Consider the following 24,818-nt stretch of genomic DNA (forward strand, 5'->3'; position numbering starts at 1 on the left):
ATGAATTATTCGCCCAATCTAAAATTAACAACCACAAAACCAATCTGACGAGATGGTGCATCTTCATCTAAATTCCAGCGGTGAGACATTGCAGTGCGTTTAGCAGGCTCTAAGAGGCATGGTGCATTATTAGTAGTTCCTTTGACTCCTGGGGTTGCTCTAACCACTTTTCCAGTCCTATCTACTTCTATCTGAACAACAACCACTCCGGACTCATTACAATCCTGCACGAATTTTTTACGCGAAACAAGAGATCTACCATTTAACCCATAACCTACACCATTTCCTGCACCACCACCAAAATAACTACTGGCGTATGGATTTCCATCAGGCTGACCTTTATCTCCTGCAACTTTATCATCACCTTCACTTCCAGAAGCTTTCCCGTCGTTTTCAGGACCATTTATAATACTTGACAAAGCATCCGTTGTAGTTTTGGATGGCTTTTTAGGTTCCTGGACAACCTCCTTGACTTCTTCTTTTTTAGGCTCTTCTTTTGGAGTATCTTTTGGAGTCGATTTTTTTGGAGGAATCACCGGAACATCTTCCTGTTCACTGGTAATCACATCTTCCACCTGCTCCTCCGCTTTTACAGGTTCAACTTCTCGCGGCATTTCCTGTTTAGGCTGAGGCGCCGTTTTAACGCGCTCTACAGGTTGATTATTACCAGAACCATAATCGGTAACGCCAAAATTTACTGTAATACCATTTTCGATCGGAGGATCCAAATACGATAGACCCACATAGAACATCAAAAGCAATAACCCTATCAACAAAGTAGTGGTTATTGCTAATGACTTTCTTTTATGTTTGGTATCTATTAATGACATTATTGAGGCCTTACGGCAAGTATTACTTTATAACTATTTCTATTTGCTATATCCATTACATTTACAGCATTTTCTATAGGAACACTTTCTTCGGCTCTTAGAATAATCGTTGGTTTATCGACGTTTTTAAGCTTTCTTTTTAATTCCGTTTCTAAAAATTCAGGATTTACTTTTTCACTATCAACAAAGAACTCAAGATTTCTGTTTATACTCACAGCAACATTTTGAGTATTTGTCGATTTACCTTTCGCCTTTGGCAACAAAAGATCTAAGGCATTTGGCGCATTGGATGTTAGCATAAAGAACACCAATAACAGAAAAACAATATCTGTCATTGAGCTCATGCTAAACTCCGGCGATATTTTATTTCTTCCCTTCAGTTTCATCTTAAATCGGTTCGTTTAAAAGATCTAAGAAATCTACGGCATTTGCCTCCATATTATGAACCACTTTATCTGTTCTAACCACTAAATGGTTATATCCAATATAAGCAATAATCCCCACAACCAATCCCGCAACTGTGGTAGTCATCGCCGTATATATTCCACTGGCTAATAATCCCATTTCAGCCTGGCCTCCACTTGTTGCCATTTGATGGAAAGCTAAAATCATACCAATCACAGTTCCCAGGAAACCAATCATTGGCGCTGCACCTGCCACGGTAGCCAATATACTCACATTTTTTTCGAGCTTATAAACCTCTAAAGTTCCCGCATTTTCAATGGCCTTATTAATATCTTCCAATGGCTTCCCTACACGAGCTATACCCTTTTCAGTAAGTCTGGCCACCGGAGAATCAGTTTGTGCACAAAGTAATCTGGCAGCTTCTAATTTACCATTAGATACGTGATCTCGTATCTGGTTCATAAAATTTTTGTCCACCTTAGAGGCAGCCTTAATAGCAAGTATTCTCTCAAAATAAATATAAAGGGCAACCGCGAGCAGCACAAAAAGTACTGCAATAATTAAAATACTGGCAACTCCGCCATTCATGATAAGGTCAACTACCGAAAGTGTTTTCTCTTCAGAGATCACTTCCTCTGCAACTTCTTGTGCAGCTTCTTGAAATAATAGCATAGGTTATTTGATTTTTGATATAACGATTATTGGGGTTAAAAATTATGCATTTAGCAACAAATTCCTCAAAAGAATAAATCCTACTCCTCCTGATAAAAATCCAACAGCTGCCAACCAACCTATTTTCTTAAGATACCAGAAAAAGTTGATTTTTTCCATTCCCATGGCCACCACTCCTGCAGCAGAACCAATGATTAACATACTTCCTCCTGTACCTGCTGAATACGCAATAAAGTGCCATGCCGGCTCATCCATAGGAATTTGGAACATTCCTATACTGGCCGCAACCAGTGGTACGTTATCAATAACCGCAGAACCTGCTCCCAGAAGCATTACAACTATATCAGACAAATGCGTTGAATGCATTTCTGTGCCTAATTTAGGCATTGTCTCATTCATAGAACTTGCAAAATGGAATAACATTCCTAAAGACTCTAATGCAGCAACAGCTAATAAAATTCCGAGGAAGAACAAGATACTTGGCATTTCAATTCTACCAAGAGCCTTGTGTACAGGGCTATGGTGAGAATGAGCTTCACTTTCTCCCCCCATTTCAGTTAGACTGAATTTCTTATTGCTGTATATTTCAGCTAATGTAGCTACTACTGCTAAAGATAACATCATACCAACATAAGGTGGTAAGTGCGTAACTGTTTTAAAAATCGGAACAAAAACAATTGCCCCAAGACCCAGATAAAACATAATCGCCGCATGCTTAGAACCAGAAGGCTCCTCATCTTCAAACTCGATTGAACCTTGAAAAACCTTCATTCTCGATGCAATAAAGGTAGGCACAATGTAACAAAGTAACGATGGTATGAACACATGCTCAACCAACTGCAACACACTTACCTTTTTTGCGATCCAAAGCATCGTAGTGGTCACATCGCCAATTGGAGACCAAGCTCCACCCGCGTTCGCAGCAATCACAATTAAACCTGCAAACCATAATCGCAGCTCTTTATCTTTAATTACTTTTTGTAAAATAGTGATCAGTACTATCGTCGCAGTTAAATTATCAATAATGGCAGAAAGAATGAATCCTAATGCAGTTATAATCCACAACAACTTTCTTTTACTTCTTGTCTTTATATACCCTTTGATGGTAGAAAACCCATCGAAATAATCGATTATCTCAACAATGGTCATCGCACCTAAAAGGAACACTAATATCTCTGCTGTCTTACCCAAATGATGCAAGAGTGTCTCTTCCAGAATATGAACTTTCTCCTGATGTTCTAATAATGAAAAGTTCTCCATTATAGATTGCTTAGCAGAATCATACCAGGAAGGAAAAACATCAATATTCAAAGCTACTAATGCCCACAACACCGCCATCATTGCAAGGGCAGGCACCAACTTATCTACTTTCAGACTATGCTCTAACGTAATGGCTAGATACCCTAATACAAATACTATAAGAATAATGGTTTCCATGAATAAATTTTAAAAAATTATACTAATTGTTTTAACGCAATTTCAAATGCTGTACTACTAATATTTGTTTTAGCAGCACTTTGTTTAAATGTATTTAACAATGCTTTTTTAATGGTATTGGAAGTATCTTCAAAAATGGCCTCATCAGTCATTTCTACTCTTCTTTCCATAAAGTAAGCAAACACTCTTGCCATTCCACAATTTGAAATAAAATCAGGAATAAGGCTAATTTGCTTATCAGTAAATTCCATAATTGGTCCAAAAAATATCTCTTTGTCAGCAAAAGGAACATTCGCCCCACATGAAACTACTTCTAAGCCTTTATTTATCATGCTATCGATTTGTGCCCTTGTAATTAATCTGGAAGCTGCACAAGGCGCAAAAATCTCAGCAGGTATATCCCACACTTTTTCATTCATTTCTTCAAAAGGAATTAAATTATCAGCACTAAGGTTATTTCCTTTTTTATCGAGATAAAATGATTTAATCTCCTCAAAACTAAAACCTTCTTCCTTCATCACACCTCCAACAACATCGACTATAGCAACAACTTTGGCACCCATTTCAGCCAGATAATATGCGGCAGCGGCACCAACATTACCAAACCCTTGAACTATGGCCTTTTTTCCATTTATGGTACCCCCGTAAATATCATAATAATGTTTAGCAGAAACTGCAACACCGTAACCGGTTATCATATCAGCAACAGTATACTTTCTTGACACATCAGGCGAATAGTTTTCACTTTCAATCACCTTGATCACCCCTTGCCTTAATTGCCCAATTCTATTAATCTTATCAGCCTCAGTTGGCTTAAAGTGCCCATTAAAAACACCTTCCTGCGGATGCCATACACCACAATCTTCGGTTATTGGAATTACTTCGTGAATCTCATCCACATTCAAATCACCTCCGGTCCCATAGTAACTTTTTAAAAGAGGTGACACAGCTTTATACCAGCGCTCCAGCACTCCTTTTTTTCTTGGATCCTTTGGGTTGAAATTAATCCCTGACTTTGCCCCTCCAATTGCCGGCCCGGAAACGGTAAACTTCACCTCCATGGTTTTCGCCAACGAGGTAACTTCATTCATATCCAACCCTACTCGCATTCTAGTTCCTCCTCCAGCAGCTCCACCTCTTAGTGAGTTTATTACCGTCCAGCCCTCTGCCTCGGTTTCAGGGTCATTCCAATGAAAAACTATTTCCGGTTCTTTTTCTTCGTATTGTTTTAATAATTCTTTCATTCAGTGTGTGTTCTTAGTTCTTAGTGAGTGTTAAATAATAGAGGATGAATACAATCGCTCAAAATTTAATAGCAACAAATATAAAAAACTCCTTAACTTTCCTATGTTAATAGGACAACTAATACATATTAAATCTTTTCGGTTAAAGTTTTAATAACTGTGATGCACTCCATAAATTATTGATTTATCACTAAACACGTGCTCCAATTGATAATATCGCAATTAAAGATTATATTTGAACACTTTTTATACAAAAACACTAAAAACAACATGGATTTTAAACTATCTGAAGAACATTTAATGATACAGCAGGCAGCAAGAGACTTTGCTCAAACTGAATTATTGCCTGGGGTAATTGAGAGAGATGAAAAACAAGAGTTCCCTACTGAACAAGTAAAAAAAATGGGCGAGCTTGGTTTTATGGGAATGATGGTAGCGCCTGAATATGGCGGAAGCGGTCTAGACACTGTTTCTTACGTACTAGCTATGGAAGAAATATCCAAAATTGACGCTTCAGCCTCTGTAGTCATGAGCGTAAACAACTCGTTAGTTTGTTGGGGTCTGGAAAAATATGGGACCGAAGAACAAAAACAAAAATACCTGCCAAGGCTTGCTTCAGGTGAAATTATTGGCGCGTTCTGTTTATCGGAACCTGAAGCTGGTAGTGATGCCACTTCTCAAAGAACTACAGCTATTGACCAAGGGGATCATTACATATTAAACGGAACCAAGAACTGGATTACTAACGGTGGTACTGCCGATGTATATTTAGTTATTGCACAAACCTATCCTGAAAAAGGACATCACGGTATTAACGCATTAATTGTTGAAAAAGGAATGCCCGGTTTTGAGGTAGGGCTTAAAGAGAATAAGTTAGGTATTCGCGGAAGTGACACGCACTCCTTAATGTTTACAGACGTTAAAGTCCCTAAAGAAAACAGGATTGGAGAAGATGGGTTTGGTTTTAAATTTGCCATGAAAACATTATCTGGCGGCAGAATAGGAATTGCTTCGCAAGCTCTTGGTATTGCTTCAGGCGCATATGAGCTCGCAAAAAAATACTCAAAGGAACGCAAAGCTTTTGGTACTGAAATTTGCAATCATCAGGCAATAGCTTTTAAATTAGCCGACATGTATACTGAGATTGAAGCAGCAAGACTCCTCATTATGAAGGCAGCCAGAGACAAAGACAATGGTGATAATTATGACCTCTCTAGTGCGGCAGCAAAAGTCTACGCTTCTAAGGTAGCTATGGACGTTACTGTTGAGGCTGTACAAATTCATGGAGGATATGGATTCGTAAAAGAGTACCATGTTGAAAGATTAATGAGGGATGCCAAAATTACCCAGATTTACGAAGGAACTTCGGAAATTCAAAAAATTGTAATTTCAAGATCTATTTTAAAAGATTAAGAGGTAATTCACAACTAATAAAAGAGGGTTTTCGCCCTCTTTTTGACTTAAACAAGACTCCAAACAGGGGGTGCCGTAGTCAAAACCGTGTTTTTATGCGCGAATTAATGAATTATTCAGGGGGATAACCGCAAACTTCAACAATAAAGGCCTACCTCCCCTCAAAAAAATAGGGGTTTAAAAAAATATAAAGTTTAAATTCCTATTTTAATAATCTCACCCCCTTCAAAATATTAATTTTACATTTTCTTAGAACAAATTTAACAATCGTTAAATTTTATGTTGTTTATCAGGTGATTACAAGAATTATTCGCAGAGGTTTGGGTAAATTTGTGAAAATAATTCAACGATTATGACACCAAAACAACAAGGACTTTACTCACCGAAATTTGAACGAGATAACTGTGGAGCAGGATTTATATGTAACCTTAAGGGTGTTCGTACCAACGACATTATCCATAAAGCTCTAGATATTCTTGTTAGGTTAGAACATAGAGGTGCAGTTAGTGCAGACGGAAAAACGGGTGATGGTGCTGGTATTTTAATTGAAATCCCCCATGAATACTTTAAAAAAGTATGTAGCTTCGAGCTCCCGAAACAAAAAGATTACGCTGTAGGAATGGTTTTCCTGCCGAAATCTGATAATCAAACTCAACTTTGTATAAATTCATTCAACAGCAATATCGAAAAACAAGGCCTAAACATTATAGGCTGGAGGGATGTACCTGTTAACAAAGAAGTTTTAGGCGAGATTGCTGCCAATAGCGAACCTACTGTTAAGCAAGTTTTTATTGGAAAAAATAATCAGGATCTAAGTGAGCAGGAATTTAATGCTAAAATATATGCCGCCAGAAAAATTTCTGAGCACGAAATATATGATTCCGGTATTGCTGAAGCCGATTTCTATTATTTCGCCAGTCTTTCCACCACGACCATCATATACAAAGGTCTTCTTATGCCTCAAGACATCAGTGGTTATTATCTGGATCTATTAGACCCGGACGTAGTTACAAAGTTAGCATTGGTGCATCAACGATTTTCAACAAACACCTTCCCAACATGGGATTTGGCTCAGCCATTCCGATATATGTGTCACAATGGAGAGATCAACACCCTTACTGGAAACTTGAGTAGAATGAAGGCTCGTGAAGAACTTTTTGCCAGCAAATTGTTCGGCGAGGATTTAAAACATATTCCTCCGGTGGTTCTTGACGGTAAATCAGATTCTGCTTCTATGGACATGGTGTTGGAGTTATTGTTGCAGACAGGAAGATCTCTACCAGAAGCCATGATGATGCTTGTCCCTGAAGCCTGGGAAAGACATCAATCTATGCCGGATAACAAAAAAGCTTTCTACGAATATAATGCGTGTATAATGGAGCCATGGGACGGTCCTGCTTCAATCCCTTTTACTGACGGTAATTATATCGGTGCATTATTGGACAGGAATGGTCTTCGTCCCTCTCGTTATTCTGTAACAAAAGATGGATATGTTATTATGTCGTCTGAGACGGGTGTTGTAGATGTTGAGCCAGACAATATTGAATACCACGGTAGATTAGAGCCTGGTAAAATGTTTTTGGTTGACATGAATGAAGGACGTATCATTGAAGACGAGGAGGTTAAAGAGACTATTGTTTCTAAACGACCTTACAGACAATGGGTTGACGAAAACTTACTTCCATTGGCAAAGATTGCCTATACTGGAAACAAGACTCCTGTAGAGGCTGTTGATCCTATCACCCGCGAAAAATTATTCGGATATACACAGGAAGATATCAAAACAATTATTAGTCCAATGGCTATCGGAGCTAAGGAGGCTATTGGGTCAATGGGTACCGACACTCCTCTTGCGGTTTTATCAGATAAGCCACAATTGTTATTTAACTATTTCAAGCAATTATTCGCGCAAGTTACCAATCCGCCTTTGGATGGAATTCGTGAGGAAATAGTTACTGACATCAGTTTATCGATCGGAGCAGATAAAAATATATTTGATGTTATTCCTGAACAAGCGAAAAAACTACGCATACAAAACCCTGTTATTTCAAATGAGGATTTAGACAAAATAAAATACATTGAGCATCCAGACTTTAAAACCAAGTCTATTTCCATTCTTTATGAAGCAGCTAAAGGACTTAACGGACTGGAATCCAGACTAGAAGATATTATCAAAGAAATATCTACTGCTATTGATGAAGGATTTAACATCATTATTCTTTCGGACAGAGGTGTTTCTGAAACTATGGCTCCAATACCTTCGCTGTTAGCATGTTCTTTTGTACACCACGGATTGAAGAAGCATAAAAAGCGTTCTTCTATGGGGATAATCGTTGAATCTGCTGAGCCACGTGAACCTCATCATTTCGCTACCTTGTTTGGCTATGGAGCTAGTGCAATTAACCCGTACATGGTTAATGAAATTATAGCGAACCTTGTTGATGAAGGTGAAATTAATGGAATTGAAGCTCCGGTTGCGATTCAAAATTTTAATAAAGCCATCGGTAAGGGGATCATTAAAATAATGAACAAAATCGGAATCTCCACTTTACATTCTTATCGAGGTTCCCAAATATTTGAAGCCTTAGGTCTTAATGAAAAGTTCGTCAACAAATATTTTTGTAACACCTCTACACGTATAGAAGGTATTGGTTTATATGAAATAGAAAAAGAAATACAAAAGCGCTTCCAAAAAGCATTCTCAAACAGTCAGATTGGTGCCGAGATGGATCTTGAAATCGGTGGTGATTATCGTTGGAGAAGAAATGGAGAACGCCATATGTTCAACCCTGCTTCAGTTGCTAAATTACAGCAGTCAGTAAGACAGAACAGATATGACACTTATAAAGAATACGCTTCCCTTATAAATGAACAAAGTGAACGTTTGATGACCTTGAGAGGGATGTTCAAATTCAAAGACCTGAATCCTATATCTATTGACGAGGTAGAACCTTGGACGGATATTGTTAAGCGATTTAAAACAGGCGCCATGTCGTTTGGATCTATTAGTCGTGAAGCTCATGAGAACCTGGCTATAGCCATGAACAGAATTGGCGGTAAGAGTAATTCTGGAGAAGGTGGAGAAGATCCTGGACGCTTCCAAAAAGACCTTAATGGAAACTGGAGAAACAGTGCAATAAAGCAGGTTGCATCGGGTAGGTTTGGTGTTTCTATAGATTACCTATCGAATGCCAGAGAGATACAAATTAAAATGGCTCAAGGTGCTAAACCAGGAGAAGGTGGTCAATTACCAGGACCAAAAGTAAATCCGGAAATTGCCAAAACGAGAAACTCGACTCCTTACGTTGGATTAATTTCTCCTCCTCCGCACCACGACATCTATTCGATAGAAGATTTAGCTCAACTGATCTTTGATTTAAAAAATGCAAACAGAGAAGCCAGAGTTAACGTTAAGTTAGTTTCTAAGGTAGGCGTAGGTACAATTGCTGCCGGTGTGGCAAAAGCGAAGGCCGATGTTGTTTTAATATCAGGATATGATGGAGGTACTGGTGCATCGCCTTTGACCTCTCTTAGGCACGCGGGACTTCCTTGGGAACTAGGTATTGCTGAAGCACAACAAACATTAGTATTAAACGATCTAAGAAATCGAATTGTAGTTGAATGTGATGGTCAATTAAAAACAGGACGTGATGTAGCAATCGCTGCTTTATTAGGTGCTGAAGAATTTGGTTTTGCTACGGCTCCGCTTGTTGCTTCCGGATGTATTATGATGCGTGCTTGCCACCTTAACACTTGTCCTGTAGGTATTGCTACTCAGGACCCTGAATTAAGAAAGAATTTTAAAGGGACACCTGAGCATGTAATTAACTACATGTACTTTATTGCCCAGGAATTAAGAGAAATAATGGCTTCTCTAGGCTTCAGAACTATTGAAGAAATGGTTGGTCAGAGTCAAAAACTTGACATGAATACTGCCATTGAACATTATAAAGCACAAGGAATAGACCTTTCTAACATACTATACAAACCGCAAGTTGATCCAACAACAAAGCTTTACAACACAACGAAGCAAGATCATCAACTCGATAATGTGTTAGATTTTGATATAATCAGTCAGGCGCATCCAGCGATTTATCGTAAGGAAAAAATGTCATTAGACTTTCCAATTACGAACATCAACAGAACCACGGGGGCCATTTTAAGTAATGAAATTACTAAAACACATGGTGCTAACGGATTGCCTGAAGACACACTCACGTTAAACTTTAAAGGTGCAGCTGGTCAAAGTTTCGGAGCTTTTGCTACTAAAGGTTTAACAATGGTTGTAACCGGTAACACCAACGATTACCTGGGTAAAGGATTATCAGGTGGAAAACTTATTGTTAAAGTTCCTGAGGAGGCGACTTTCGAACCACACAAGAACATCATTATCGGTAATGTTGCTATGTATGGTGCTATTAATGGTGAAGCTTATATTAATGGTATTGCAGGAGAAAGATTCCTGGTTAGAAACTCCGGAGCAAAAGCTGTCGTGGAGGGAATTGGAGACCATGGTTGTGAATATATGACTGGAGGTATTGCAGTGATTCTTGGTAAAATAGGCAGAAACTTTGCTGCAGGTATGAGCGGAGGTATCGCCTATATCTATAACAAAGACAACTCGCTTGACTCCAGAAACTTTAATATGGAAATGGTTGAAATTGAAGAACCTTCGACGGAGAATATCGAAGAATTGAAAGATTTAATCAGCAACCATTTGAAGTACACTGGCAGTCCGATTGCAAAGTCTATCCTTGATAATTGGGATCAGGAACAGAAAAACTTTGTAAAAGTAATGCCTACTGAATACAAAAAAGCATTGGAAATGCTTGCTAAACAAAAAGAAGAACAAGAATTAACAACAGCATAATCATGGGAAAACTAAGAGGATTTTTAGAATTTGATAAAGGATACGAAAGCAACCTTGCTGTTGAAGAACGTGTAGAAAACTATAAAGAATTTACACAGGAACTTCCTCAGGAAGAATTAGAAAAACAAGGAGCTCGTTGTATGGATTGCGGTATTCCTTTTTGCCACAGTGGTTGTCCATTGGGTAATTTAATACCGGATTTTAACGACGCAGTATATAAGAACAATTGGGAAAAAGCATTGCACATCCTGCATTCTACAAACAACTTTCCTGAGTTTACCGGAAGACTTTGTCCGGCACCTTGTGAATCGGCATGTGTATTAGGCATCATAAAACCATCTGTTTCGATAGAGTTAATTGAAAAATATATTGTTGAAAGAGGATTTAAAGAAGGATGGATTAAGCCACAACCTCCGACAAACCGTACGGGTAAGAAAGTAGCTGTAGTGGGTTCTGGCCCCGCAGGTTTAGCTACTGCACAGCAGTTAAACAGAGCAGGTCATACCGTAACGGTTTTTGAAAGAGATGCCAAGATCGGTGGATTACTACGCTATGGAATTCCTGATTTTAAGTTGGAGAAATCTGTTATTGACAGAAGACTCGACATTATGAAAGAAGAGGGCATCGAATTTAAAACCAATGTACACGTTGGAAAGAATTACGATGTTGAGGAACTGAAATCATTCGATGCTGTAGTACTTTGTGGTGGAGCCACACAAAGGAGAGGTTTACCAATTGAAGGAAGCGATGCAAATGGAGTTGTTCAGGCCATGGAATTCTTAAAGAGAAATAACGAGGTTGTTGATGGACTTAATGAAACAACAGAGCCTTTACACGCCAAAGACAAGCATGTTATTGTTATTGGAGGTGGGGACACAGGATCTGACTGCGTAGGAACTTCCAACAGACACGGGGCTAAATCAGTAACCAACTTTGAAATCATGCCTCGTCCTGAGGATAGCAGAACTTCAGACAACCCATGGCCTTATTGGCCATTCACCCTTAAAACCAGTTCATCACACGAAGAAGGATGTAATCGTAACTGGAGCATTTTAACCAAGGAATTTATTAAGGACGATAAAGGAAATTTAAAAGCCTTAAAAACTGTTGAGGTAGAATGGGTCCACACTCCAGGTCAACGTCCAGAGTTGAAAGAGGTTGAAGGCTCTGAAAAAGAATGGCCATGCGACCTTGCTTTATTAGCACTTGGTTTTACAGGACCGGAAAAAACATTACCGGAGCAATTAGGTTTAGATACTGATGCGAGAAGCAACATAAAAGGCAACAATTACCAAACAAATGTTCCTAATGTTTTTACTGCCGGGGATATGCGTAGAGGTCAATCGTTAATCGTTTGGGCTATTTCTGAAGGAAGAGAGGCTGCCAGACAGGTAGACGTCTATTTAACAGGCTCATCAGATCTTCCAACAAAAGAAAAAGGAGATTTACCTACAGTTTAGAATCCATTAACCAACCACTATATATTTTAAACCCCACAATACTAGTCATATTGTGGGGTTTTTTGCTTTAACATTGAGATCAAATCATCAACACTATCTAACGAAGCCATCTCATAATAGGCACAATTACAAATCAAGATGTTTTAACTGCTCAACCCGGTTCCTTTCCAAAAACTCATCGATAGTTTCAAAATGTTCAATCACACGCTGGTCTTTAAATTCAAACACCTTTTGCGAAAGTCCTTCCAAAAATGCTCTATCGTGCGATACCAGAATAAGGGTTCCGTCAAACTTTAGCAATGCTTCTTTAAGCACATCTTTTGACTTGAGATCAAGGTGGTTTGTCGGCTCATCGAGGATTAACACATTCACTGGCTCCAATAGTAATTTCACCATTGCCAACCTGGTTTTTTCACCTCCTGACAAGTATTGTACCTTTTTATCAATCGCATCACCCGAAAACATGAATGCACCCAGGATATTTTTTATCTCTTTCCTGATTTCCCCTTCAGCAACACTGTCTACCGTCTCAAAAACAGTTAGGTCATTATCCAACAAAGATGCCTGGTTCTGAGCAAAATATCCTACTTTGGCATTGTGCCCCAATTGTGCATGTCCGTCAAAACCTATTTCTCCCATGATAATCTTGATCATCGTAGATTTACCTTCTCCATTTCTACCTACAAAAGAAACCTTCTCACCTCTGGCTATAGCCATATTGGCCTCCTGAAAAACTGTATGATCCCCATACGATTTACTTAAATCTTTAACCGTGACAGGAAAATCACCTGAACGCTCCGATGGTGGAAAACGCAAATGCATGGCAGAAGTATCGATCTCATCTATTTCTACGATTTCCATTTTTTCAAGCATTCTTTGTCGGGAGCTTACCTGATTCGTTTTTGAATAGGTTCCTTTAAACTGCTCTATAAACCGTTTAGTCTCCTTAATTAGCTTCTGCTGTTCATTGTATTCTTTTAATTGTTGAGCTCTTCTCTCTTCGCGAAGCGTCAAGTAATGTGAATAATTAGCTTTATAATCGTAAATACGCCCCATAGTTACTTCTATGGTTCTATTGGTTATGTTATCGATAAAGGTTTTATCGTGTGAGATCACGATAACTGCTTTGGCCTTATTCTTTAAGAAGTCCTCTAACCAAATAACTGATTCAATATCTATATGGTTGGTCGGCTCATCCAAAAGTACAAGGTCGGGTTTCTTCAACAGTATTTTTGCTAATTCTATTCGCATACGCCATCCACCACTAAACTCGGAAGTATTACGCGAAAAATCTGAACGCTTAAACCCTAATCCCAGCAAAGCCTTTTCGACCTCGGCATCGTAATTCGTGTCTTCTATTGAATAAAATTTTTCTCCAAGCTCACTTACCCTTTCAATGATTTTCATATACTCATCAGACTCATAATCTGTTCGAGTTTCCAACTGTTTATTAAGCGCTTCCATCTCCCGCTTCATTTCGAATATATGACCAAAGGCTTTAGAGGTCTCCTCAAAAACGGTACAATTATCTTCTGTTAGTAAATGCTGCGGCAGATACGCTATTACCGTTTCAGGAGCACATTGTATACTTCCTTTATTTGGTTGCTTTTCGCCTGCTATAATTTTCATCATAGTTGACTTTCCCGCACCATTTTTTCCCATTAATGCAATCTTGTCATTTGGGTTAATAACAAAGTTCACATCCTTAAACAAGGTTCTTGCACTAAACTCAACAGTAAGACCGTTAATTGAAATCATAACAATAATTTTAAGCCTGCAAAAGTAGAGTTTTGAAGCGATATTGTTACCGATTTCATGACAAATTAATAATCAGTGATTTGTCACAAACTTTATATGTCTTCACTAAGATAATTTATTCCATTCTTAGCCCATGGTTTCATTTATTGTTCTTAATTCCAGGGCCCGGTTGTTGTTACATTTATGATATCTCTTGAATCCAAACGATATAATCCGCCCGAACAACCAAACCATAAACGTCCATCCTTATCTTCCAGCATATTCATAGTAGGCTTCGACAAGGGATAATTCTTAAATTCTTTATTCTCATATTTATAAATTCCGTCACCTAAAGTACTAACCCATAAATTGCCAGAGTTGTCCTTATAGATAGTATATACATCATTTTTACTCAAACCATCAATATTTGGAAACTGAATAAACTTCTCTCCATTGTATTTGTTCAAACCACCTTTACCAAATCTTTTACTGGCATCAGCATTGTCTTTTTCTGCCACTCTCGTTCCTATCCAGATATTTCCTTCATGATCTTCTGCAATTGCCTGTACATTATTAGAATTCAAACCATCTTTAATGGTATAATGAATAAAAGAGCTTCCGTCGTATTTAACAGCTCCATATCCATCCCTCCCAAACCAAATACTTCCGTCGGAATCTTCCATAATTATTGTTACCCAGTCTTTTGTATCCATATTAAGTCGAGTGTCGACACTTGGATTCGGAATAATAAACTTCTCGAATACTACTCCATCGAATTTACAGACGCCACCCCAGGTTCCTATCCAAAAATCTTCCTTGCTGTCTATAAACAAATTACTGATCATATTATTACAAAGTCCTTCGGTTACCGAATAATTGCTAAATGACATCCCATCGAATTTTGATAGCCCTGAACCTGTACCAAACCATAGATTCCCTGACCTATCCTCTACAACACTCACAACTCTGTTACTCGGTAATCCATCTTTGGTAGTGAGATAAATCAATTCACTTCCATCATATTTGGCAACACCTTTTTCTAAGGTTCCGAACCACAGGTTTCCTTTAGAATCCTGATATATTTCAACTACATATTGTCCAATCTGCGATGCATTGTTTTGCCCAATTAAACTTGCTATTTCTAGTATATTCTCCTTTTGGTTTTCAGCAATACGAGAAACCGACCAAATTGATAATAACACTATTAAAATATATCTCATGTCTGTATTTGGTTTTTAGAATGTATTACTATTGCTTTAGTATTTATTTCGTATCAAGATAAATAGTAGCTTCTATGGCTATAGCATCGGAAATAGCATGATTCTTTACTTTGGCGACACCTTTTGCATTATAATTAATACCCCATTCTGAACGATCTATTTTGAATTTTGCAGTTAGTGTATGCGCTTCCCGATCATAATCCGCTTTAAAAATTTCTATAGGTCTTTTGATGTTCTTTATTGTTAAATTGGCATCAAGTTTCATTCGGGTTTCATCAACATATTCTATCCCGGTAATTTCTAAAGAAGATTCAGGAAACTTACTGACTTCAAAAAAATCTTCATTCTTTAAATGATCAATCAGGTTTTTGTTGTAATCACCATCGGTATTCCAAATTGTATTCATATCGGCTGTAAAATTCCCACCAACAATTTTATTGTCAGCAAAAGTAATTTCACCCTGCTTAAGCAGTAAGGTTCCGTAGTGTTCTCCGAAATTAAATAGCATAGATCCTTTCCAGCTTATAACACTTCGCTCCAGATTAATAGCCATATCGCCATTTAAATTATCAGCAGCCTTCTGCTCGCTTTTTAATTCGTTATTAGCAGTTAAATCGTTCGGTTTTTCATCTTTGTTTTTTTGGGCACAACCATTAAGAATAAGGGCTAACACCATAATACTCGATAAGATAATTGCTTTTTGCATGGTTCTTGTTTTTTAAGATTATTCATCAAAGCTATAGGGAACCCATCCTGAAAGTGTCAAAAAAGTGTAAAAGAAGTACAAAGCCTTGTAAAAAGATATAAAATTGATGTTCTTTACCATGCCTATGAAAATTAAAAATCAAGTTACTACCTGGCTCGTGGTAGTGTTGCTCTTGGTATCATGCAGTAATAACAAGCACGAAATAGCCCCGGAAAAAGTGAAGGTAGCCCTCAGAGCGGTTGGGCATCATTTACTATTGGCTCAAAATGACTCCACCTCCCTGGTGTTACCTATTGAACAAATAAGTACTTCGAAATACCAATTATCTTTTGAAAAAGAGATAACCATTGTACCTGATAGCTTAACAAGCATTATATCATATTATTTCAATAAAGCTTCGTTACCAGCACAATATATCGTTGAAGTCATCCCCTGTAGTGATGAGGAAATAGCGTATAGCTATCAAGTTCAGGAAACCAAAGACATGGATATCATTCCGTGTAAAGGTCGTAACCTTCCAGGAGCATGTTATTTGATAACGGTTGAATTCTTAGTTTCCAACACCTCCCCTAACCAATGGATATGGGTTTTGTTCATATTCCTTGGAGGTATTTTAACCAGCATGATCTTTTATTCTTTCAAAAAAAAGAACTATCCTGCGAAATCGATCGAAGATCATGAAATAATGAATATTGGTCATTTTTCATTTTACCCCAAACAACATAAACTCGTGAAGCAATCGGATGAAATATCGTTATCCAAAAAAGAATGTGAATTACTATTAATTTTAGTTACCAATGCTAATAATATTATTACTCGTGAGGAATTAACCAAAAAAATATGGGAAGATAACGGAGTGATTGTGGGCAGGAGTTTAGACACTTATATTTCTAAATTACGTAAAAAACTAAAAGACGATACCAATATTAAGATCGTAAATGTACATGGTATTGGGTATAAACTAGAACTAAAAAGTGTTTAAAACATTCTATATTTTAGATTAGCCTTTAAGTATATAGTTATTTTGACATCAATCTCATGAGTCAAATGCATTCTATAGCCCATAAGGTTAATTACTAAAATCATACACACTTATTCTTTAAAAAATAATTTTAAATTCGCACAAAAGTATTTTAAGAATGGCCATAGAGATTCGTAAAGCACAGGAATCAGATATTGAAATCCTACTAACCTTTGAACAAGGCATAGTAGAAGCTGAACGTCCTTTTGACAACACATTAAAAGAAGGCGAAGTTAACTACTATGATTTATCAGCACTTATCCGATCACCAAAAGCTGAAGTGTTGGTAGCGGTTGTTGACAATGAAATTGTAGGGTCAGGATATGCTAAAATTTTAACTGCTGAACCATTTCGGAAGTTTAAAGAATATGCCTATCTGGGATTTATGTATGTAAAGCCTGAATTCAGAGGAAAGGGCATTAACAGGCAGATTGTTAACAGCCTCATTGATTGGGCTAAAACTAAAGAGCTTACTGAAATACGTTTAGAGGTTTACGACAAAAACGTACTTGCAAAAAATGCCTATACTAAAGCTGGCTTTAAGCCTAATCTGGTGGAAATGCGATTGGAACTATAAATCAATTTACGAGCATCAAGAAACATTTTCTGAATTCAGAATCTTAAGAATTATAATCTAGACCGGATCAATGTGAGTGATTTAAAATGCAAAGAATACACGGCCGCCATTTAATATGGAATTACCGGAGTTCGTTCCAATTTCCTAATCAATGATAAAGCAATCATTATTGCAAAGAATTTAGGTTTAGAAGATTTAAAAAAATCATTAATTAATTCGTTATAGACACCATTTAACTATCCTAACCCTGTAATTCTAGTTGTTTACGTCTTAACCTTTCTGATCTTTTCCTCTTTAGAAAATTACGGACCGGCATGTCGTATAAAATCATGACCAACCACGCAAATACGATCATCAATACAGTTCCTAAACCTATAACCCATGGCAATTGTTCTTTCGGGATGGTTTTACTAATAAAATAATTACCAAAAAACCAGATGCCTACATAGTGAGTCATGTAGAGTGGATACGAAATATTCCCCATAAAAACACATATTTTTCGAATAGGGTCAGTTAAAACCGATCCCGCTCCAAGGGCTACTAATAAAGGAAAGTAAAACATTACAATTATCAGCTCAACGATCCAGGGATATGTTAATCCAGAAGACATAAATGCTACAGCCAATAATAAAGACAAAACAACAAACCCCAACTTATTTTTAATAATCCAACCTGATCTAAACACCAGCAATCCGGCGATAAATGAATAACTCATACGAACACCTCCATCTAAGAAAGTACCACCACTCCAGCCTCCTAAAAGATTCCCGGCATTATAGCTCACCCATATTAAGGCAGCGGCTGCTATTACAAGCAACAACCAAAGAGCCTTACGGGAAAGTCGTATTAAAATCAGGGCATAGAGAATGTTTGCAACATATTCCCAGAATAATGACCATGAAGGAGCGTTTAAACTAAAGAGATTAAAAGCTCTCTCTTCCATAACCGGAAAAGGAATAAGTAATAAAGAACTAACTACTATGAGAACTACAGACGAAATTGAATAGTTAACAGCATGGTCTGCAAAGGGATCTGTGAATAGTCCGATTAATCCGAGTACAGTTCCAGCAACTACTAATGGATGAAGTCTTATAAGCCGCGAAGTAAAGAATGTCTTCAATCCCATTTTTGGCAACCTGTTATCATAAGCATAAGCGATTACAAATCCGGATAGGCAAAAGAAAAAATCGACGGCCAAAAAACCATGACCTATGAAGTTTTCAGTAAAATCAGGATAAACCCATTCCATAAAATGAAATATTACAACCGCTATGGCGGCAACACCTCTTAAACCATCTAACACATAAAAATGTTGTTTGCTTTTTAGCAGGTTTTCATCATTGGTACTATTCATTCTATTATTTTTTGGTGTTGAGATCGGATTATCTAAAGATTCTCCTTAGGCCAGCGCATTTTTAATTAGCTGACAAGCTGAAAGGGCAGCCTATATCTAAAATGGGTTTCTTTATGGAGACGACTCTCATCTTAATTTTGTTTATTTTTACAAAAAAAAAGTAATGGAGCAACATCGTACAGATAAAAAGTTATTTGCCAAGAGTTTTAAGTATTTCGCCTATACCCTGGCGTTAATGTTTATCGCTCCTATTCTTATTTACCAAGCTTTTAAAAATGAAGGACACCCTTTTTACTGGCCTGTACTAATTACAGGGGTCTTGAGTGCCTTTGCCGCAATTGCCATGGGATTTTACAGTATTAAGATCATGCTTCAGGCATTTTTCGGAAAGAAATAGAGACATTCTACTGATTACATTAAGCAACTAACCAAACATAACTTTACTTAATATTCGAAAAACGAATGCTGTAATTTTCAAATGCCCCTACGCTTCAACTAACTAACTTAATCTGTAATTTCTTTATATACTGTATTGTTCAACTGCATCAACCTAATGGCTTATATGCAATATTCATTTCAATTTTATCCTTGATTTAAAGAATTATTCAAGTTATTCTAGAGACTTCTCACCTTAAGATTTCTCCAAAACACTTTAATTCCTCCTCCGTCGTGGATTTGCAATGCGATTTTACCGTTAGCGTTACCAATTTTTTCGTCAGTAAAACTCACCATTTCCTCACCGTTTAACCAGGTAGTTACATGGTTACCAACTACTCTAATTTTCATTTTATTCCATTCACCATACTTAAGGTTTTCGTCTTTTGAAGCTTCTGGCTGAATTAACCATCCTCTACCATAAGATTCATAAATACCTCCGGTATGTTTAGCTGGTGGTGCCACTTCTACCTGCCATCCAGTAATTTTAGTTCCTTCAATGCTAGAACGGAAGAATACACCACTATTTCCATCAGCTTCTTGCTTGAACTCTACAGTAAGTTCAAAATCTTTGTAGTGCTCATCGGTAGCTAAATAACCGTATTTTTTATCCGGGCCGCTTTCTGAAATCAACAAGCCGTCTTCTACATACCATTTTTCGGTTCCGTAGATTTCCCAACCGGTTAAATCGTTTCCGTTAAACAATGAAGTATAACCAGACTTACATCCTACCAATGTTAAAAGTGTAATAGCTGATAAAACTAATTTTTTCATAATTTTTTAATTTTTATGTTTTTATACCAAATGAAACTTCCGTGGTCCTGAAGACCTATTAATCCTGTTTTTGCTTTACCGTAATTCGGGAACTTTTCCCATTTCCCCTTTTCCTTTCTTATTTTCCAGTCTTCTGACCAAGGTACAAACTCTACAGTTTTTTTACCATTCAGATAATAAGAAACTTTATCATTGGTAAACACTATACGACTCGTATTCCATTCACCTGCATTTTTAACAGCTCCTTCAAAGTCCGGATTATACATTCCATAATCCGCTCCTATAGATTGCCATAACTCCAGCTTCTGTGGAAAACCGATCTGATCGATCACCTGATATTCGGGAGCACTAAAGTAAGGTGCTTTAAACTCTTCACCTTCCAAAACGTGGTAGAAAATTCCACTGTTACCTCCTTTGGCAATTTTCCACTCGAGGTATAATTCAAATTCCCCGAACTCTTCCTTACCGTATACTATATCACCGCCTATATCTCCTCCTTTTCCGAGTGATTTTAAACTACCATCTTCGATCACCCAGCCTTCCGGTAGGGTTTCAGCGTTATAGCCTCTCCAGCCATCAGTACTTGTTCCATCAAATAAATACGTCCAATCGTCTTCTTGCGTTTGGTCTACGATTTTATTTTCCTGCTGCCCGGCTTCAGCCGTTGCGGCATCTTTGCTCTTCTCATCTCCATTACTTTTACATGCCACCATAACAGACAGAGCAATGAAGGTATAAACTATTTTTTTCATTTATAAATTTTGGTTGTGGTTATACTAGTTTCATATTTACAGGATCCCATTCAATGAACTTATTCTGACGGTAGCTATCGTTACATAACAATGCCGGCGCTGCAGCTCTAAATCCAAACACTGGGTCTTGTACTACGGTTCCATTATTTCTTATTGCTCCAAAAAAGTTCGCGAAATGATCGTAATGCGCACCTTTATATCCCTTTTCTGCTTTATATACAGTTTCTAAAGGAGGAACAATACCCTTCCGATCTGCTCTTTGAGTTTTACCATCTTTTGCTTTTTCCTGAAGGAATGGATCCTCGCTATGACCATTCGCATTAAGCTTAAGCACAACTTCTTCCCACTTCACTTCCATAGATCCTTTACTACCTACAATCTTAAGGTATGTACTTCCACTGGTACCATCGACAAAATTACAACGTAACGACAAGTTAAATGCCGGGTGTTGATCACTCTCAGGGTAATCAAACATACCTAACAAAACATCCGGCACTTCTCTACCATCTTTCCAATATCTTAACCCACCGGTAGAAGCAATTTTATTCGGACCGTATGAATCTGTAATAAAATGTAAACTCGAAAATAAGTGTACGAATAAATCGCCAGACATTCCAGTTCCATAATCGGTATAATTTCTCCATCTAAAGAATCTGGTTTCATCGAAAGGTCTTTTCTTGGTATTTGAAATGAAACGCTTCCAATCTACCGTTTTAGTAGAGGCATCATCAGGAATGGCATATTGCCATGCCCCAGCAGGAGAGTTACGTGCCCAAAATCCTTCGACATAATTAATATCTCCTATAACACCAGCAGCAAGTAATTGTTTGGCTTTTTCATTTCCTAATGAAGACATGCCCTGACTTCCAACCATAAAAATCTTTCCAGATTTTTTCCATGTATCAATAAGCTCTAAACCTTCATCTACAGAGTGTACCATTGGTTTTTCGCAATACACATGCTTACCTGCTTTTAAAGCATCAATACTAATTTGTTTATGCCAGTGATCTGGTGTTCCTATAATAACGGCATCTACGTCACTACGCTTTAATATTTCTTTATAGTCTTTGGTAGTAAAAATATCACTTCCCCATTTAGATTTTGCAGCATCAAGTCTACCGGTATATAAATCACAAACGGCTACTATTTCTATATTAGGATTTAACAATGCTGTTCTTGCATCAGCAACCCCCATTCCGCCTGCACCAATTAGCGCAATTTTGATAGTATTATTAAATGAAAATGTGTTGTTTCTTTTTAATAACTGAAAAGTCTTTGCTTCATTAGCAAATACCATTGGAGTAACACTTGCAGCAGCTCCCGCAAGCCCTAAGTTCTTTAAAAATGATCTCCTTTTATTATTCATGTGAATTTAAAGTTTAGGTTAAATAATTGTCTAAACTTAAGTAGACATGATGTATCAGAAGGGGTAATAAATGGGGTAGTACCTTAAAAAAGTTGAAATTTAAATAAGATTAGAAGTGTATTCTTCCTTGTAGAAGCTCAAATAGAGGCGCATAAAATTTTCAGCGACTTTTTTGGCAGACATATGCTTACCTTGTTTAATCAATAACTCTATTTTGGTTTTAACCGCAGATTCATGTAATGGATCAATAACTAAAACAGCATTACAAAGGTCGAATAGTAATTCTTCTGCTATACTAGATTTGTATTGATCAAGATAAGGTGTTAAGATTTCCAGGATACTATTATCATATCTCGATTTAAAATCATCTATCCATTCCATTTCTATATTCGGTAAAAGTGGACCTGAGTCGACAATATTCACCACTGAAACCAAACGATCCAAAGGAAGTTCACTCTTCTTTGTTTTAAATAAAAATGATATGTATTCGTTAAGGGATTTCACGTCCATATGAATTCCCTCTCCAAGCCTAATCTTCCACTTTTTATCTTCATACACTATAGAAATATCCATAGCATACTCATCAAGTACTTTTCTAATCTCTTTGATTTGGGTACTTCGATTATTTTTAACACTCGAAGGACTAAATGAGGGCCAGAGCAGTTCGCCCATTTTTTTTGAAGTAATTCCACCTTCCTTTAAACTAAAGAGAATCAAAAGAAGCAAAAGCTCTTTTCTTTTAGGCGAAAATTTATGGGTAATATCTTCTCTCTCCTTGTTGAAAATCTTAAAACCTCCAAGAAGTTGTATATTATAGACAACATCGGTGGTGCCATGGCTGTCTACTTTCGTCTGAATGACAGCAGGAATCCGATCATTCACCACAGGGTTACGCCGCCTCAAAAACCATATTAAAGTCAAAACTGCTACCACGATTAAAAGGAACCAAATGAGTTTACTGGAAATGGCGGTATCTTCCTTTAAAACCAGTCCATTGGTATACACCTCATTAATTTCATCGTCACTGAGTGCCCTGGTCCATAAAGAGAATTCACTCATTAGTCCCTCAAAATTCTGTCCCCATAAATTACTACCAATCAAAATTGAATGGTCGCTATGTTCAATTGTAGAGGCATTCGTTTCATAAACAAGTTCGCCATTTAAATAAAAGTATATTTTACTATTAGGGACATACACAAAGGCAACATGGCTCCATTGATCAGGCTCTACCAGCTTTTTCGAGGTTTGATGATCTTTGATCCCTGGGGTTGTGAACTGCAAACGTCCCTCATAAATCTTAGCCGAGAACACTTCTCCCTTCCCAATAATACTATGACTATTATTCACATCCGAAGGGTTAATCCATGCGGTAACCGTTATTTCCTTTAAATCCGCCTCATTATCAGATCGAAAGTCAACATAACTAGTGGTGCCGTTAAAATAAGCCACCTGACCTTTCACATCATCTTTTACAAACTGAATATCTCTATTCGTAGCCACCTGATCCTGACGAACTTCATTCGCTATATCTTCTTTAAAAGGTAGATAAAAGATTAATTTTTCATCTAAACTATATTTATAGGCATTAAAAACTTTGGGCTTCTCACTGTTATAAGCATTAAAGTTAAATATATCGGGTGAAAACCAGAAGCCTCGCTTTTGCGGTGACAAGGTTGTTGAAACTGTAGAAAAAACACCGGTAGTAGTAAGCTTCAGCGATTTCCAACTTGTTTTTACCAATGGTTCTCCATTAATACTGACATCTACCTTATGTTGCCGTATGGAGTTAAGATGATCTATATAATTATTATAAAAATTATAATCACTTTTAATGAGAGCCCGCGGCAATACGCCTTTTTTAAAAATTAAGGAATCTAACCTATCCAAATTCCAATAGGTCGTATCTACGGCTGACAAATCTATGGCATAATCAGGGCTATTATCAACAGCTAAAGGCGAGGCGTCAGTTAATTTAATAACAGAGATATTTGCAGGTAATGAAGTACTATCCGGTACTATAGAAATATGCAACTCTTTATCCCTCTGAGCGAGACAAACCTGTAAAGAGCATAACATAATCAGAAAACAAAGATGCTTTATATTTAAAGATTCCATAGTTAAGTTTAGCATTTCCGAAGGTAACAAAAAAGAGTTATTTAGGAAACAAAAACTACGGAATAGGGCATTGGAATACTATGCTTAAATCTTTGTTAGATTTCGGGTATAAAAAAACCCTTTATCGTAGTGATAAAGGGTTTTCTAAAAGAAGGCGGCGACATACTCTCCCACTTTCGTAGTACCATCTGCGCTGGTGGGCTTAACTGCTCTGTTCGGAATGGGAAGAGGTGAGCCCCACCGCTGTAACCACCTTAAGTCTTTGATTGACTTGTAGCCAACTCTAATAAGGTAACATATTGAGATAAAAATTATAAGTTTTAGCAACAAAAGAAAAAGAATCAGTACATAAGCTTACGGGTAATTAGTACTACTCGGCTACCTGCATTACTGCACTTGCACCTATAGCCTATCAACGTTGTCATCTCCA

The 24,818-nt window shown here is 37.4% G+C and carries 19 protein-coding genes and 2 rRNA genes; 6 read left to right on the forward strand and 15 right to left on the reverse strand.

Annotation, left to right across the window (positions count from 1 at the left end; translation table 11 throughout):
* Positions 1–5: 5 nt before the first annotated feature.
* From BM361_RS16660 to BM361_RS16680, 5 genes are read right to left on the reverse strand one after another with little or no spacing between them, the layout of a single operon-like run.
* Entirely contained in the window at positions 6–830 is an 825-nt protein-coding gene (locus BM361_RS16660) for an energy transducer TonB (protein ID WP_074980263.1), read from the reverse strand.
* Entirely contained in the window at positions 830–1,216 is a 387-nt protein-coding gene (locus BM361_RS16665; RefSeq protein WP_038260526.1) for an ExbD/TolR family protein, read from the reverse strand. Before BM361_RS16665 ends, BM361_RS16660 begins: the two co-directional genes overlap by 1 nt.
* 1 nt (position 1,217) lies before the next feature.
* The gene (locus BM361_RS16670) at positions 1,218–1,907 is read right to left on the reverse strand and encodes a MotA/TolQ/ExbB proton channel family protein (RefSeq protein WP_074980264.1); all 690 of its coding nucleotides are present in this window, start codon (positions 1,905–1,907) and stop codon (positions 1,218–1,220) included.
* Positions 1,908–1,949: 42 nt separating this feature from the next.
* Positions 1,950–3,344 (reverse strand): sodium:proton antiporter NhaD, encoded by a 1,395-nt coding sequence (gene nhaD / locus BM361_RS16675; protein WP_038260523.1) that lies wholly within the window; start codon positions 3,342–3,344, stop codon positions 1,950–1,952.
* A gap of 17 nt (positions 3,345–3,361) precedes the next feature.
* Positions 3,362–4,588: a Glu/Leu/Phe/Val dehydrogenase dimerization domain-containing protein gene (locus BM361_RS16680; protein ID WP_074980266.1), complete on the reverse strand. Its 1,227-nt coding sequence runs from the start codon at positions 4,586–4,588 to the stop codon at positions 3,362–3,364.
* A 270-nt stretch (positions 4,589–4,858) separates the two neighbouring features.
* On the opposite strand from BM361_RS16680, the gene BM361_RS16685 reads away from it, so the two are divergent.
* The 3 genes from BM361_RS16685 (at position 4,859) to BM361_RS16695 (ending at position 12,331) form a co-directional block, all read left to right on the forward strand.
* The gene (locus BM361_RS16685; protein WP_074980267.1) at positions 4,859–6,001 is read left to right on the forward strand and encodes an acyl-CoA dehydrogenase; all 1,143 of its coding nucleotides are present in this window, start codon (positions 4,859–4,861) and stop codon (positions 5,999–6,001) included.
* Positions 6,002–6,353: 352 nt separating this feature from the next.
* Positions 6,354–10,871, forward strand: coding sequence for a glutamate synthase large subunit (gltB, locus tag BM361_RS16690; protein ID WP_074980269.1), 4,518 nt, complete (start codon positions 6,354–6,356; stop codon positions 10,869–10,871).
* Positions 10,872–10,873: 2 nt separating this feature from the next.
* Entirely contained in the window at positions 10,874–12,331 is a 1,458-nt protein-coding gene (locus BM361_RS16695; RefSeq protein WP_074980271.1) for a glutamate synthase subunit beta, read from the forward strand.
* A gap of 126 nt (positions 12,332–12,457) precedes the next feature.
* Here the strand turns inward: BM361_RS16695 and BM361_RS16700 are convergent, their stop codons facing one another.
* The 3 genes from BM361_RS16700 to BM361_RS16710 all read right to left on the reverse strand — a co-directional run bounded on the left by BM361_RS16700 (position 12,458) and on the right by BM361_RS16710 (position 15,994).
* The gene (locus BM361_RS16700; RefSeq protein ID WP_038260515.1) at positions 12,458–14,089 is read right to left on the reverse strand and encodes an ABC-F family ATP-binding cassette domain-containing protein; all 1,632 of its coding nucleotides are present in this window, start codon (positions 14,087–14,089) and stop codon (positions 12,458–12,460) included.
* 152 nt (positions 14,090–14,241) lie between these two features.
* On the reverse strand, positions 14,242–15,288 hold the full coding sequence (locus tag BM361_RS16705) for a ligand-binding sensor domain-containing protein (protein WP_083425995.1): 1,047 nt from the start codon (positions 15,286–15,288) through the stop codon (positions 14,242–14,244).
* A gap of 43 nt (positions 15,289–15,331) precedes the next feature.
* Positions 15,332–15,994, reverse strand: coding sequence for a YceI family protein (locus tag BM361_RS16710; protein WP_074980274.1), 663 nt, complete (start codon positions 15,992–15,994; stop codon positions 15,332–15,334).
* Between the two features lie 124 nt (positions 15,995–16,118).
* Between BM361_RS16710 and BM361_RS16715 the strand changes: the two genes are divergently transcribed.
* Both BM361_RS16715 and BM361_RS16720 read left to right on the forward strand, forming a co-directional pair.
* Positions 16,119–16,976 (forward strand): winged helix-turn-helix domain-containing protein, encoded by an 858-nt coding sequence (locus BM361_RS16715; RefSeq protein ID WP_175496602.1) that lies wholly within the window; start codon positions 16,119–16,121, stop codon positions 16,974–16,976.
* 157 nt (positions 16,977–17,133) lie between these two features.
* Positions 17,134–17,592 carry a GNAT family N-acetyltransferase gene (locus BM361_RS16720; RefSeq protein ID WP_074980277.1) on the forward strand — a complete coding sequence of 153 codons (459 nt, stop codon included), beginning with the start codon at positions 17,134–17,136 and terminating at the stop codon, positions 17,590–17,592.
* Positions 17,593–17,833: 241 nt separating this feature from the next.
* On the opposite strand, the gene BM361_RS16725 is transcribed toward BM361_RS16720, so the two are convergent.
* Positions 17,834–18,946 (reverse strand): acyltransferase family protein, encoded by a 1,113-nt coding sequence (locus BM361_RS16725; protein WP_074980279.1) that lies wholly within the window; start codon positions 18,944–18,946, stop codon positions 17,834–17,836.
* 163 nt (positions 18,947–19,109) lie between these two features.
* Here BM361_RS16725 and BM361_RS16730 point away from each other — a divergent pair, with 163 nt between their 5' ends.
* Positions 19,110–19,343 (forward strand): DUF6095 family protein, encoded by a 234-nt coding sequence (locus BM361_RS16730; RefSeq protein ID WP_074980281.1) that lies wholly within the window; start codon positions 19,110–19,112, stop codon positions 19,341–19,343.
* A gap of 218 nt (positions 19,344–19,561) precedes the next feature.
* Here the strand turns inward: BM361_RS16730 and BM361_RS16735 are convergent, their stop codons facing one another.
* From BM361_RS16735 to BM361_RS16760, 6 genes are all read right to left on the reverse strand, one after another.
* Positions 19,562–20,155, reverse strand: coding sequence for a 3-keto-disaccharide hydrolase (locus tag BM361_RS16735; protein ID WP_074980282.1), 594 nt, complete (start codon positions 20,153–20,155; stop codon positions 19,562–19,564).
* Entirely contained in the window at positions 20,152–20,907 is a 756-nt protein-coding gene (locus BM361_RS16740; protein WP_074980284.1) for a 3-keto-disaccharide hydrolase, read from the reverse strand. Before BM361_RS16740 ends, BM361_RS16735 begins: the two co-directional genes overlap by 4 nt.
* 19 nt (positions 20,908–20,926) lie before the next feature.
* On the reverse strand, positions 20,927–22,273 hold the full coding sequence (locus tag BM361_RS16745; protein WP_074980285.1) for a Gfo/Idh/MocA family protein: 1,347 nt from the start codon (positions 22,271–22,273) through the stop codon (positions 20,927–20,929).
* A gap of 99 nt (positions 22,274–22,372) precedes the next feature.
* Complete coding sequence (locus BM361_RS16750; RefSeq protein ID WP_074980287.1) at positions 22,373–24,388, reverse strand: LamG domain-containing protein; 2,016 nt, start codon at positions 24,386–24,388, stop codon at positions 22,373–22,375.
* Positions 24,389–24,537: 149 nt separating this feature from the next.
* Positions 24,538–24,645: ribosomal RNA gene (gene rrf / locus BM361_RS16755) — 5S ribosomal RNA — on the reverse strand.
* 87 nt (positions 24,646–24,732) lie between these two features.
* Positions 24,733–24,818, reverse strand: a 23S ribosomal RNA gene (locus BM361_RS16760); the annotation flags it as partial.

It is taken from the genome of Zhouia amylolytica (assembly GCF_900116365.1).
GTDB lineage: Bacteria > Bacteroidota > Bacteroidia > Flavobacteriales > Flavobacteriaceae > Zhouia > Zhouia amylolytica.